The organism is Variovorax sp. (assembly GCF_035634955.1).
Classification (GTDB): Bacteria; Pseudomonadota; Gammaproteobacteria; order Burkholderiales; family Burkholderiaceae_C; genus Variovorax.
In genome coordinates this window covers 40,669-53,109 of sequence record NZ_DASQBZ010000025.1, presented here as the reverse complement: position 1 = coordinate 53,109, position 12,441 = coordinate 40,669, and the positions used below count along the sequence as shown (strand labels likewise).

Below are 12,441 nucleotides of genomic sequence, written 5' to 3'. Positions count from 1 at the left end.
GAGGGGGATGGCTGATGGGCGAAGGCATATTGGACGCGGTACTCTTGGCAGGTGCTAGGCAAAACCCTAGACGGATTGCAGCCCCAACCGGAAATTCTCAAAATGAAACATGGGCGTGCGGACACGGCGCCCGGCGTTCGCGGCGTCGCAACCCGCCCCTGACGACGTGCCGCCCGGCCTCCTTCAAAGCAAATGCTCACCTCCGTCCTGCCCACGCCGCGCGAAGAGCGCGGCGCACTCATCGCACAAGCGCGCCGCGAATGGATCGACGGCGAGCGCCCGCGCGGCACATCGGCCGCGCCGATCGAGCCGTGGATCACGCGATCCTGGCGACGTTGCCTGGAGGCCGGCCAGCGCCCGCACCAGGCGGTCAGCTTCGAGCCGGTTTCCCGCGCGCGGTTGAGCGAGGTGTCCGAGCGCAACCGGCAACTGGTGATGGCGGCGCGCCCGGTGCTGGCGCACCTCTCGCGCGCCCTGGCCGATACCCGCTACTTCCCGATCCTGACCGACGCCCGGGGCGTGGTGGTCGAGGTGGGCAGCATGCCCAGCCTGAGCGAGAACAAGGAGCGGCGCGCGCTCGACCTGGCGCGCATCGGCGTCGACCTGTCCGAGCCGGCGGTCGGCACATCCGCCATCGGTGCCGCGCTGGCCGACCAGCAGCCGGTGTGGCTGCATCGCGGCGAGCACTTCTTCGACGCCACCGGCGTCTACAGCTGCGCCGGCGCTCCGTTGTTCAGCCCTCAAGGCGACTGCGTGGGCATGCTCGACCTGACCGGGGTGAACGAGCAGGAGCGGCCGGAACTGGTCCACCTGGCGTCCATGTCCGCACGCGCCATCGAGAACACACTGGTTCAGCAGCATGCCTGCGCCCTGCTCGTGCATCTGGCCTGGCCGGGCTACAGCGTCGGCCCCGAGGCCATGGGTCTGCTCGGCCTGGACCCGCAGGGCTACGTGACCGGCAGCAACGCCTGCGCGCGCCAGATGCTGCATCGCCCGCTGCTGGGCGGACAGGGGCCGCTGCATGCGGGCGATCTGTTCGCCCTGCCCTTGTCGATGCTGTTCGACGCAGCCCGGCGCGATGACGTGTCGATCGAGGTGCCGCTGTGGTCCGGCCTGCGCGTGCGTGCCCGCGTGCAGCACGGCGGCCGTGGCGCGCCCGCGCCCGGCGCCGAAGGCGTCAAGCCCCGCCTGCGCGAAATGGAGGGCGAGATGATCCGGCGCGCCGTGGATGAGGCGCGCGGCAACGTGGCCCAGGCCGCGCGCGCCTTGGGCATCAGCCGGGCGACCGTCTACCGGAAGCTGTGGCACACGCGGCGGACGCCGCCGGCCTGACGCTCAGGCGCCCAGCGCCACCACGACGGCAGATTCGTCGACCGCCGCCGTCACGCGCTGGCGGGTTCGCAAGCCGCTGGCACCCTCGGCGAAGCCCACCAGTTGCAGGCCCGGGGCCAGCGACATGCTCACCTCGTCGCCGCTGTCGCCGCGCGCCACCCGGCTCACGCTGCCGGCCAGCCAGTTGCCCTGGCTGGCTGGCGCGCCGGCGCCGTCGCGGATCACCCGTACCGCGGTGGCCTTGCACAGCGCAATCACCGGCATGTCCGGCGCCAGCCCGAGCAACTGGGCACTCTCGCGGGTGATGCGGGCCGCCATGCGGCCCTCGCCGACCGCCAGCGCAACCCGCACGATGTGGCCGCTGCCTTCGAGCGACAGCACGCGCGCCGGCAGCTGATTGCGCATGCTGGTGCGCAGCGCCAGGCCGAACAGCCCGGCCAGGGCATGGCCGAGCGCCGCCGCGGAGCCCGCGGCAGAACCTGCGCCGGCGCGCCGCGCATGGACCTGCCGCCGCGCCGCTTCCAGCTCGTCGGCCAGCGCCAACAGCTCGCTCCCCTGCGCGGTCAGCCGCGCACCGCCGCCGCCTGCACCGCCGACGGCGCGCTCGACCAGCGCCACCCCGGCCAGGTTGCTCAGCGTGTCGATGGCCTGCCAGGCGGCCTTGTAGCTCACCGCCGCATCGCGCGCGGCCTGCGAGATGCTGCCGGTGCGCCCGATGCCGCGCAGGATGTCGATGCGCTTGTCGCTCAGGCTGTGGCCGAGAGCGTCGCTGTAGCGAGGTTGAACCATGGACGCGATTGTGAGGCGGGCCGGGCGCTACACTTGCGCTATTCCATTCATGAATAGCGAAAGGATCCTGCATGAAAATCCCGCGCCTGCTTCTTGCACCCCTGGCCGCCCTGGCCTTGAGCCTGCCCGCGCATGCGCAGGAGCTGGTGGTCTCGGCCGCTGCCAGCCTGACGCAGGCCTTCCAGGCGGTCGGCAAGGCCTACGAGACGGCACACCCCGGCCAGAAGGTGACATTCAACTTCGCGGCCTCGGGCGCGCTGCTGTCGCAGTTGCAGCAGGGCGCGCCGGTGGACGTCTTCGCCTCCGCCGACCAGGCCACCATGGACCGCGCAGCCGCAGCGAAGGTGCTGGCCGCGGGCTCGCGCGCCGACTTCGCCCGCAATACCCTGGTGGCTGTGTTGCCGGCCGCCAGCGCGCACAAGCCGCAAAGCCTGGCCGACCTGGCGGACCCGGCGTTCGCACGCATCGCGGCCGGAACCCCGGCGTCGGTGCCCGCCGGCAAGTACACCGCCGATGCCGTCGCCCACGCCGGCCTGGCGGACGCGCTGCAGGCGCGCTGGATCTTCGGGGAAAGCGTGCGCCAGGTGCTCAACTACGTGGCGCGCGGCGAGGTCGATGCCGGCTTCGTCTACCGTACCGACGCACTGATCGAACCCGACAAGGTCCGCATCGCGTTCACCGTGCCGACGACCGCGCCGGTAAGCTACCCGATCGCCCAGGTGGCGGGCAGCCGCAACGCCGCCGCCGGTGCCAGCTTCGTCGCCTTCGTGCGCGGCGCGCAGGGCCAGGCGATCCTGCAGCGGTTCGGATTCTCGTCGCCCTGAACATGCCCGGTCCGCTGACGCCGGCCATGCTGCAGCCGCTCCTGCTGACGCTGCAGGTGGCGCTGCTGGCCACGCTGATCGCCGGCGTGTTCGGCATCGGCATGGGGCACTGGATGGCGCGGCGCCGCTTTGCCGGCCAGGACGTTCTCGACGCGGTGCTGGTGCTGCCGATGGTCTTGCCGCCCACCGTGCTGGGCTACTACCTGATCGTGCTGGTCGGTCGCAATGGCCCGCTGGGCCCCTGGCTCGAGGCCGTGTTCGGCATCCGCCTGCTGTTCACCTGGCAAGGCGCGGTGCTCGCGTCCACCGTGGTGGGCTTTCCGCTGGTCTACAAGGCTGCGCGCGCCGCGTTCGAGGACGTCGATCCGCGCTTCGCGCAGGCCGCCCGCACGCTGGGGTCGAGCGAGCGCGAGGTGTTCTGGCGCCTGTCGCTGCCGCTGGCGCGGCGCGGCATCGGCGCCGGGCTGGCATTGACCTTCGCCCGCTGCATGGGCGAGTTCGGCGCGACGCTGATGGTGGCGGGCAACCTGCCCGGCCGCACCCAGACGCTCTCGGTCGCGATCTACAGCGCGGTGCAGGCCGGCGACGACCCGCTGGCGCTGACGCTCACGCTGATCGTCTCGGCGCTGTGCATCCTGCTGCTGGTCATGGCCAACCGGCTGCTGCGACACCGACAGGGATGAGCGCGATGAGCACCATCGACATCCAGGTGGCCCTGGCGCTGAACTCGCCCGACCGGCGTTTCGAGGTTGACGTGGCGCTGCGGTCGAGCAGCGCGCGCACTGCCCTGCTCGGCCCTTCCGGCGCCGGCAAGTCGACCGTGCTTCAGGCCATTGCCGGATTGCTGCCCGGCGTGCACGGCCACGTGCGCGTGGACGGCACCACCTTGCTCGACAGCGCACGCGGCATCGACCTGCCGGCGCGCGAGCGGCGTGTGGGCCTGGTGTTCCAGGACTACGCGTTGTTCCCGCATCTGAGCGTCGAGCAGAACCTGCAGTACGGCCTGCGCCGGCTGGGGCGGCCGCTGCCGGCCCAGGCGCAGGAACGGGTCGACGCGCTGCTGGCGCAGTTCGGCCTGGACGGAGTACGCAAAGCGCTGCCGCGCCACCTGTCGGGCGGCCAGCGCCAGCGCGTGGCGCTGGCCCGCGCCCTGGCGCCGCAGCCGCGCCTGTTGTTGCTCGACGAACCCTTGTCCGCACTCGACCCCGAATTGCGCACCCGCCTGCGCGACGAACTGGCGCAGATGCTCGACCGCGTGCAGATGCCGACCCTGCTGGTCAGCCACGACCTGGCCGACGTGCGCGCGCTCGCGCAATCGGTGATCCGCATCGAGCACGGCCGCGTGGTCGGCAGCGCGACCGCGCCGGCGCCGGCCTGACAAGCCGCGGACGGCGCGCGCCGCCCGGCGTCAGGCAGCCGCCGCCGGCACCTTGTCCAGGAAGCCCGTGACCACGCTCAACCGGCCATCGGCCAGCCTGGCGAAGTCGGTGCCCTGGATCATGTCGTGCGTCGCCTCGGGGCCGAGCGTCCACGAGAACCGCAGGTGCTCGCCGTGCGCATCCGGACGGCCGAGCAGCCTGAACCGGAAGCCGGGAAAGCGGGACTGCACGGCGCCGATCAGCGTGCTGATGCCTTCATGGCCGCTGGCCTGGGCAAGCGGGTCGACGTAGTGCGCGTCGGCGGTCCAGCCCGCGTCGAGCAGCGACAGGCGGCGTTGCGGATCGGGCTCGTTCCACAAGGCAATGTAGCCGGCGGCGACGCGGCCGGCATCGATGGAATTTGCGGTGTTCATGATGAAGTCCTTTCCTGGCGTTTCGAACCGCCTGCCGGTTGGAAGGCGTGGACGCATGGTCGCCAAATGCAAGCCGCGCGGCCATGACCCCGCAGGTCATGCAGCCGCGCGGCCCGAAACGGAAAGGACGTCCGGCGCTACTTGCTGCCGGCGTTGGGGAAGAACAATTGCTGGCCGTCGATCTTGTAGGCCGCGATGCTGGCCTGGCCCGCCGGCGAGATCACCCAGTCGACGAACTTCTGCGCACCCGCCGTGTTGCGCTGCGGGAACTTGGCCGGGTTCACCACCATCACGCCGTACTGGTTGAACAGGCGCTTGTCGCCTTCGACGACCACCGCCAGGTCGGCCTTGTTCTTGAAGCTCAGCCAGGTGCCGCGGTCGGACAGAACATAGGCGTTGCTCGACGCCGCGATGTTGAGCGCCGGCCCCATGCCGCAGCCGCATTCCTTGTAACCCGAGCCCTTCTTCTCGTTGGGCAACGGCTCGCCCGCGCCGCCCAGGCCGGTCTGCGCCCACAGGCGCCGCTCGGCCGCATCGGTGCCGCTCTTGTCGCCGCGCGAGACGAAGGCCGCATTGCCCGCGGCGATCTTCTTGAGCGCCGCCACGATGTCGCCGCCCTTGACGCCGGCCGGGTCGGCCTTGGGGCCGATCAGCACGAAGTCGTTGTACATGACCGGATCGCGCCGGGTGGCGAAACCGTCGGCCACGAACTTTTCCTCTGCCTTGGTGTCGTGCACGAACAGCACGTCCGCGTCGCCACGACGGCCCATGTCGATGGCCTGGCCGGTGCCGACGGCGACCACCTTGACGTCGATGTCGGTCGCCTTCTTGAAGTCCGGCAGCAGCGCCGAGAACAGCCCGGACTGCTCGGTCGAAGTGGTAGAGGCCATGGTGATGGTCTCGGCCCGGGCCTGCAGCGCCGGCACCGCCAACAATGCGCCAGCCAGAAGCAGCGCGGGAGCCCGGCGCTTCGCGCGCCAGGCCGATTGGATTGTCTTCATCGTCATGCGAGTTCTCCTTTCACGAACAACATGGCCTCCTTGGGCAAGGCCCCCTCAAAAAAGTCGCGCACCGGCAGGTCGGCCAGCACGCGGCCGTATTCCAGGTAGATCACGCGGGTGGCCAGGCGCTTGACCTGGCCCAGGTTGTGGCTGGCGAACACCAGCGTGCGCCCGTCGGCCACGTCGCCGATCAGCGCCTCGACGTCGCGCTTGGCATGCGGATCCAGGCTGGCGGTGGGTTCGTCCAGCAGCAGCACGGCGGGCGACAGGGCCCAGGCGCGCGCCAGCGCCAGGCGCTGCTGCTGGCCGCCCGACAGCGTGCGCGCGTTGCGGCGGGCCACCTGGTCCAGGCCGACCCGTGCCAGCGCGTCCAGCGCGTGGGCCTTCGCGTCGCGCCAGCGCATGCCGCGCAGCCACAGGCCCAGCGCCACGTTCGACAACGCACTGGCGCGGATCATGTGCGGACGCTGGAACAGCATTGCCTGCGTCCGCGCGGGCGCCAGGCTGGTGAGGCTGCCCTGCGCCGCCGGCAGCAACCCGTGCAGCAGGCGCAGCAGCGTGCTCTTGCCGCTGCCGTTGGCGCCCACCAGCGCGACGCGCTCGCCCGCGTGGATGTCGAGCGTGACGTCCCGCAGGGCCTGCACGTCGCCGAAGCGCACGCCGGCGTCGTGCAGGCGAAACAGCGGCGTGTCGTTGCGGCGCGTCATGCAAGCCTGGAGGCCAGGGCCGGCGTGGCAGCGCCGTCGACGCGCTCGCGCCAGCCGCGCAGCAGCGCGATTGCCAGGTTCAGCGCGAGCACCACCAGCAGCAGCAGCCCACCGAGCGCCAGCGCCAGCGGCAGGTCGCCCTTGCTGGTCTCCAGCGCAATGGCGGTGGTCATGACGCGGGTGAAGCCGTCGATGTTGCCGCCCACCACCATCACGGCGCCGACTTCCGACACGGCGCGACCGAAGGCCGCGATGAGGACGGTGAAGAGCGAATAGCGCTCGTCCCACATCAGCAGCAGCGCGCGCCGCAACGGCGTGGCGCCGAGCGAGCGCAACTGCTCGCCATGGGCGCGCTCGGCATCCTCCACCACCTGCCGCGTCAGGGCGGTCACCACCGGCAGCACCAGCAGCGCCTGCGCGATGACCATGGCCTTGAAGGAAAAGAGCCAGCCGAGGAATCCGAGCGGCCCGGAATTCGACAGCAGCAGGTAGACGACCAGCCCGACCACCACCGAGGGCAATGCCAGCAAGGTGTTGAGCAACGTCAGCACCACCGACCGGCCGGGAAAGCGAGAGACACCGATCCAGGCGCCCGCCAGCAGGCCGAAACCGCAGGCCGCCACGCAGGAACAGGCGCTCACCCAGAGCGAGCGACCCACGATGGCCCACAGGACCGGGTCGGCCGACACCAGCATCCGGCCGGCGGCCAGGGCACTCTCGGAAAACGTGTTCATTGCGATCGTCGAATGGCGGCGAACGAAAGGTGGCGAGTATGTAACCCATGCAACTGACTACCTATGCAATGCAGTTCATAGGTCCGGCACGCCGGCCATAATCCGGCGCGTGCAACAGATCGAACTCTCCTACGCCATTGCCGCCGGCGGCACCGGTTCGCGGCGCATCCGCAATGCGCTGATGGAACTGCTGCAAGCCGTGCGCGACAGCGGCTCGATCTCCGGTGCGGCGCGCGCGCTCGACCTGTCGTACCGGCACGTCTGGGGCGAGATCAAGCGCTGGGAAGGCCTGCTGGGCCATCGGCTGGTGACCGGCGACGCCGGGCGTGCGGCGCAGTTGTCGGAGTTCGGCGACAAGCTGCTGTGGGCCGAGCGGCAGGCCCAGGCGCGTCTGGCCGCGCAGATCGAGGCGCTGCATGCCGATCTGGAGCGCGTGTTCGCGCTCGCCTTCGACGACAGCACCCATGTGCTGAGCCTGCATGCCAGCCATGACGACGCGCTGGTGGCGCTGCGCGCGCACGCGGCGGCCACGGCGCAGGTGCATCTGGACATCCAGTTCAGCGGCAGCGTGGATGCCATCCAGGCCTTGAACCAGGGCCGCTGCGTCATGGCCGGCTTCCACACGCGCGAGCGGCCGCCCGCCGGTTCGCTGTCGCAACGCACCTACAAGCCGCTGCTCAAGCCGGGCCAGCACAAGGTGATCGGTTTTGCACGGCGCACGCAAGGATTGATGGTGGCGCCGGGCAATCCGCTGGGGCTGGACTCGCTGGCCGCGGTCGCCCGAACCAGGGCGCGCTACGTCAACCGGGGTCTGGGCACCGGCACCCGCGTCCTGTACGAGGAGCTGCTTGCCGAGGCCGGGCTGGCGCCACAGGCCATCGATGGTCACGACCGCGCCGAGCCGTCGCATGCGGCCGTGGCGCATGCCATCCGGGCGGGCCAGGCCGACGCCGGACTGGGGCTGGAATCGGCGGCGCGCGGCGCCGGGCTGGATTTCGTTGCACTGGTGCAGGAGCGCTATCACCTGGTGTGCCTGCGCTCCTATCTCGACCAGCCGGCCACGCAGGCGTTGCTGAAAGTCCTTCGCAGCGCGGCCTGGCGGCACCAGCTGGGCACGCTGGTGGGCTACGAAGGCGCCGACAGCGGGCAGGTGCAGTCGCTTCGCGCGCTGCTGCCTTGGTGGACCTTCAAGAGCGCCAAGGGCGCCTGAGACCCGCGCACACCTGCTTGCCCGCTATTGCGCGCAGGTGCGGAAGCCGGCGAAGAAATCGTCGCGCCCTGGCAGCGCGAAGCCGCGCCAGCGCGGTGCCCGCAGGCGCGCCCGCGTGGCAAAGGAGGCGCCACGCAGCACGCGGGCATGGCCGAAGGCCGGCTGCGCTTCGAACTCGGAGCCGGCGCTCCATGGGTCGGCGCGAAAGCCCGGCCAGGGACGCAAGGTGCCCGCCGTCCACTCCTGCACCTCGCCCCATCGAAAGCCGCGTCGCCCGGCGCCGAGCGCGGCGATCTCCCACTCCGCCTCCGTCGCCAGGCGCCGGCCGGCCCAGCGCGCCCAGGCATCGGCTTCCCACCAGCTGACGTGCATGGCGCTCTGATGCCCCGATACGCGCACGGTGGCCCCGAATCGGCGCTGAAGCACCGATCCACCGCCGCCGTGCCCGCGCGCCGCTCCGATCTGCTCGACATGGCGCGGCGCACGCCGGCCGTTCGCCTGTACCCAGGCCCAGCCTTGCGGCGACCAGCATTCCTGCCGGTCATAGCCGCCGTCGTCGACGAACTCGACGAACTGCTGCCACGTGACCGGCTGCGCGTCGATCTCGAACTCGGGCACCGACAAGGGCTCGCTCCCGCACTCCTGCGCGAACGCAAAGCCGCAGCCTTCGGCATCGCCCAGGCCCAGGCGCCAGCGCGTGGCCGGCAACAGCACGGGGGCCAGCGAGGTCGCCGGCGGCGGCAGTTCGGCGCCGATGGGCAAGCCCAGCGTCTGCGCCATGACCACCAGCTGCTCGCCGCGCAGGTCCTCGTGGAACAGCGCGAGGCGATAGAAGTACAGGCCGGCATCCGTCGGCGCGGCCCGCTCCAGCAGCTCGAGCGTGCATTCCAGCGTTTCGAGCAGGTAGGACCGGGTCAGGTCCAGATCGGGCAGGTCGGCCGCCCAGTACTGGGCTTCGGGCCGCTGGGCGGGGTTCCACCAGGCGTCGGCGCGCGGCTCGATCGAGGCCAGCCGCGTCGGCCGGACCGGACATGCGATGCCGTAGGCCCGCTGCGTGTTGCGCGCGATCCACCATTCGGCGAACCAGCCGATGTGTCCGGCCAGCCAGCCCGGCGGCACCACCTGCGGCACCTGCGGCAGGCCCTCCAGGCCCGCCTTTTCCAGGGCCTGGCCATACAGGTTGAGCAGGTGCAGCGTGTGGTTGCGCGCGTCGATCAGCGCCAGTGACAACAGGTCGCGCCCGGCGCGCCGCATGTCCGGCGAATCGATCGAAGTCGGAAGCGCATCGGCGCGCGCCTGGGAGGCGGGAAATCCGGAGTCTGCGGCCATGGGCGATTATGGCGACGGGGGTCTCTCAGGGATTACACCTGCCGCTGGCGCCGGGTCGACGGCCCTGGCCCAGATAAAATGCGCGGTTGCCCAACGCACGCGCGCGGGCCGCTCACGATGCGGCTCGCGCTGCGCCGCGCCTATTCGTCGATGACATCGGGACGGGCATCCATTCAAAAAACTGGAACAGACATGCGTTTCCTACTCTCCCTGTCTCGCGCCATCGACTGGCTCAATACCCAGGTGGGCAAATACGCGATATGGCTCATCTTCGCGTCCACCGCGATCAGTGCCATCAACGCGGTTGTCCGGAAGATCTTCGACACCAGCTCCAATGCCTATCTCGAGATCCAGTGGTATCTCTTCGCCTGGTCCTTCCTGATTGCCGCGGGCGTGACGCTGCTGCACCGCGAGCACGTGCGCATCGACGTGCTCAGCAGCCGCCTGTCCAAGCGCAAGCAGATCTGGATCGACATCTTCGGCTTCGCGCTCTTCCTCACGCCGATGTGCCTGGTCATCCTGTACTTCAGCATCCCGGAGCTCATTCAGAAATACCAGTCCGGCGAGATGTCCGGCAACACCGGGGGCCTGGTGCGCTGGCCGGTGTGGGTGGCACTGCCGGCCGGCATCACGCTGCTGATGCTGCAGGGCTGGTCCGAACTGATCAAGCGCGTCGCGTTCCTGCGTGGCGAGGGGCCGGACCCGACCATCAAGGGCGGCGAGAAGTCCGCCGAAGAGCTACTGGCCGAGGAACTGGCGCTGCGCGCCGATGCCACGCCCGCCTCGCCGCTGGCGCAGAACCGCTGATCACTCGCTAGCCATCATGGACTTCATTGTCACCAACTTCGCCCCGATCATGTTCGCGGGGCTGATCCTTTTCCTGCTGCTGGGCTTCCCGGTGGCATTCAGCCTCGGCGCCGCCGGGCTGTTCTTTGCCTTCCTCGGCGTCGAGCTCGGCGTGTTCCAGGCCTCGGTGATGTCCTGGCTGTCGCAGCGGCTGATCGGCATCATGGCCAACGACACGCTGCTCGCGGTGCCGTTCTTCACGTTGATGGGGCTCATACTCGAGCGCAGCGGCATGGCCGAGGATCTGCTCGACACCGTCGGGCAGGTGTTCGGCCCGATGCGCGGCGGCCTGGCCCTTGCGGTGGTGTTCGTCGGCGCGCTGCTGGCAGCCACCACCGGCGTGGTCGCCGCCTCCGTGATCTCGATGGGCCTGATCTCGCTGCCCATCATGCTGCGCTACGGCTACGACCGGCGGCTGGCTTCGGGCGTGATTGCCGCATCCGGCACGCTGGCCCAGATCATCCCGCCATCGCTGGTGCTGATCATCATGGCCGACCAGCTCGGCCGCAGCGTGGGCGACATGTACAAGGGCGCGTTCATTCCGGCCTTCGTGCTGGTGGGCATCTACACCCTCTACGTGATCTTCCTGGCGATCTTCCGCCCGACCATGGTGCCGGCGCTGCCGACCGAAGCACGCATCTACCGCGAGCCCAACGGCAGCGGCGGCTATGCCTCGCTGGTGGTGGTCATGGCCATCTCGACGGCGGTGGGGCTGTTCATGGCGCACCACATGAACGACATCCACAGCTGGTGGAAGGGCCACCCGGTCACCTTCGTGGCCACCGACGAGAAGGTGGTGGTGTCCATGTGCGGCGGCACGTTCGTCGCGTTCCTGATCGCGGTCATCAACAAGTTCAGCGGACTGAACCTGCTGTCGCGCCTGGCGGAGCGGGTCACCTTCGTGCTGATCCCGCCGCTGCTGCTGATCTTCCTGGTGCTGGGCACCATCTTCCTGGGCGTGGCCTCGCCCACCGAGGGCGGCGCCATGGGCGCCATGGGGGCGCTGATCATGGGCGTGGTGCGCCGCCGGCTCGACATGAATCTGCTGCGCCAGGCGCTGGCCACCACCACCAAGCTCAGCAGCTTCGTGATGTTCATCCTGATCGGCGCGACCATGTTCAGCCTGGTGTTCCAGGCCGCGGCCGGCCCGATCTGGGTGGAGCACCTGCTCACCGACCTGCCGGGGGGCCAGGTCGGCTTCCTGGTGCTGGTGAACGTGCTGATCTTCTTCCTGGCGTTCTTCCTGGACTACTTCGAGCTGTCGTTCATCGTCGTGCCGCTGCTCGGGCCGGTGGCCGACAAGCTGGGCATCGACCTGATCTGGTTCGGCGTCCTGCTGGCGGTGAACATGCAGACCTCGTTCATGCACCCGCCGTTCGGCTTCGCGCTGTTCTATCTGCGCTCGGTCGCGCCCGAGAAGCCCTACATCGACCGGGTGACGCAGAAGCTGACGCAGCCGGTGACGAGCATGCAGATCTACCGCGGCGTGGTTCCGTTCGTGTTGATCCAGATATTCATGGTGGGCGTGCTGATTGCCTTCCCGGGCCTGGTCACGGGCAACCTGGACAAGGCCCAGAAGGTCGACCTGCAACAGATCGGCGACCAGTTGCGCGACCAGTTGCAAGGCGGCGGCAGTGGCGGCGGCTACGGCTCCGACGGCGGCTATGGTGCCGGCACCGAGCCCGCGCCGGCCGCGCCAGCCGAACCCGCGGCGCCGGAGGCCGCGCCGGCGGCGCCCGCACCGGGCGCGACGCCGGAGGCCGCGCCGGAGGCGCCGGCCGACGACCCGCTCAAGGACCTGCAGAACTCGATGCAGCCGCAGCAGAAGTAGCCCGGCGCGCCGCAGCGCCGCAACAATGAAAAAGCCGCGCAATGCG

Annotated in this window: 13 protein-coding genes; 7 read left to right on the top strand and 6 right to left on the bottom strand. The window is 70.1% G+C overall.

Features of this window, described 5'->3' with window-relative positions; genetic code table 11:
* Nucleotides 1-192: 192 nt before the first annotated feature.
* Nucleotides 193-1,332 (top strand): helix-turn-helix domain-containing protein, encoded by a 1,140-nt coding sequence (locus VES41_RS14550; protein WP_324818228.1) that lies wholly within the window; start codon nucleotides 193-195, stop codon nucleotides 1,330-1,332.
* Nucleotides 1,333-1,335: 3 nt separating this feature from the next.
* On the opposite strand, the gene VES41_RS14545 is transcribed toward VES41_RS14550, so the two are convergent.
* Entirely contained in the window at nucleotides 1,336-2,121 is a 786-nt protein-coding gene (locus VES41_RS14545; protein ID WP_324818225.1) for a TOBE domain-containing protein, read from the bottom strand.
* A 71-nt stretch (nucleotides 2,122-2,192) separates the two neighbouring features.
* On the opposite strand from VES41_RS14545, the gene modA reads away from it, so the two are divergent.
* The 3 genes from modA to VES41_RS14530 are packed head-to-tail and all read left to right on the top strand — an operon-like array spanning nucleotide 2,193 to nucleotide 4,323.
* A complete protein-coding gene (modA, locus tag VES41_RS14540; protein WP_324818222.1) occupies nucleotides 2,193-2,945 on the top strand; it encodes a molybdate ABC transporter substrate-binding protein in 753 nt (250 codons plus the stop codon).
* Nucleotides 2,946-2,947: 2 nt separating this feature from the next.
* Complete coding sequence (gene modB / locus VES41_RS14535; RefSeq protein WP_414719133.1) at nucleotides 2,948-3,628, top strand: molybdate ABC transporter permease subunit; 681 nt, start codon at nucleotides 2,948-2,950, stop codon at nucleotides 3,626-3,628.
* A 5-nt stretch (nucleotides 3,629-3,633) separates the two neighbouring features.
* Complete coding sequence (locus VES41_RS14530; protein ID WP_324818220.1) at nucleotides 3,634-4,323, top strand: ABC transporter ATP-binding protein; 690 nt, start codon at nucleotides 3,634-3,636, stop codon at nucleotides 4,321-4,323.
* A gap of 30 nt (nucleotides 4,324-4,353) precedes the next feature.
* Here the strand turns inward: VES41_RS14530 and VES41_RS14525 are convergent, their stop codons facing one another.
* The 4 genes from VES41_RS14525 to VES41_RS14510 form a co-directional block, all read right to left on the bottom strand.
* Entirely contained in the window at nucleotides 4,354-4,737 is a 384-nt protein-coding gene (locus VES41_RS14525; protein WP_324818217.1) for a nuclear transport factor 2 family protein, read from the bottom strand.
* Between the two features lie 137 nt (nucleotides 4,738-4,874).
* A complete protein-coding gene (locus VES41_RS14520; RefSeq protein WP_324818215.1) occupies nucleotides 4,875-5,744 on the bottom strand; it encodes a substrate-binding domain-containing protein in 870 nt (289 codons plus the stop codon).
* Complete coding sequence (locus VES41_RS14515; protein WP_324818213.1) at nucleotides 5,741-6,445, bottom strand: ATP-binding cassette domain-containing protein; 705 nt, start codon at nucleotides 6,443-6,445, stop codon at nucleotides 5,741-5,743. Before VES41_RS14515 ends, VES41_RS14520 begins: the two co-directional genes overlap by 4 nt.
* Nucleotides 6,442-7,179, bottom strand: a complete 738-nt coding sequence (locus VES41_RS14510; RefSeq protein ID WP_324818211.1) for an ABC transporter permease — start codon at nucleotides 7,177-7,179, stop codon at nucleotides 6,442-6,444. The genes VES41_RS14515 and VES41_RS14510 overlap by 4 nt, the downstream gene beginning before the upstream one ends.
* A 109-nt stretch (nucleotides 7,180-7,288) precedes the next feature.
* Between VES41_RS14510 and VES41_RS14505 the strand changes: the two genes are divergently transcribed.
* A complete protein-coding gene (locus VES41_RS14505; protein WP_324818209.1) occupies nucleotides 7,289-8,389 on the top strand; it encodes a substrate-binding domain-containing protein in 1,101 nt (366 codons plus the stop codon).
* A 24-nt stretch (nucleotides 8,390-8,413) separates the two neighbouring features.
* Here VES41_RS14505 and VES41_RS14500 read toward each other — a convergent pair whose 3' ends face one another.
* Nucleotides 8,414-9,718 carry an SUMF1/EgtB/PvdO family nonheme iron enzyme gene (locus VES41_RS14500; protein WP_324818207.1) on the bottom strand — a complete coding sequence of 435 codons (1,305 nt, stop codon included), beginning with the start codon at nucleotides 9,716-9,718 and terminating at the stop codon, nucleotides 8,414-8,416.
* 192 nt (nucleotides 9,719-9,910) lie between these two features.
* Here VES41_RS14500 and VES41_RS14495 point away from each other — a divergent pair, with 192 nt between their 5' ends.
* Nucleotides 9,911-10,525: a TRAP transporter small permease subunit gene (locus VES41_RS14495; RefSeq protein WP_324818205.1), complete on the top strand. Its 615-nt coding sequence runs from the start codon at nucleotides 9,911-9,913 to the stop codon at nucleotides 10,523-10,525.
* 16 nt (nucleotides 10,526-10,541) lie between these two features.
* Nucleotides 10,542-12,395, top strand: coding sequence for a TRAP transporter large permease subunit (locus VES41_RS14490; protein WP_324818204.1), 1,854 nt, complete (start codon nucleotides 10,542-10,544; stop codon nucleotides 12,393-12,395).
* Nucleotides 12,396-12,441 lie beyond the last annotated feature (46 nt).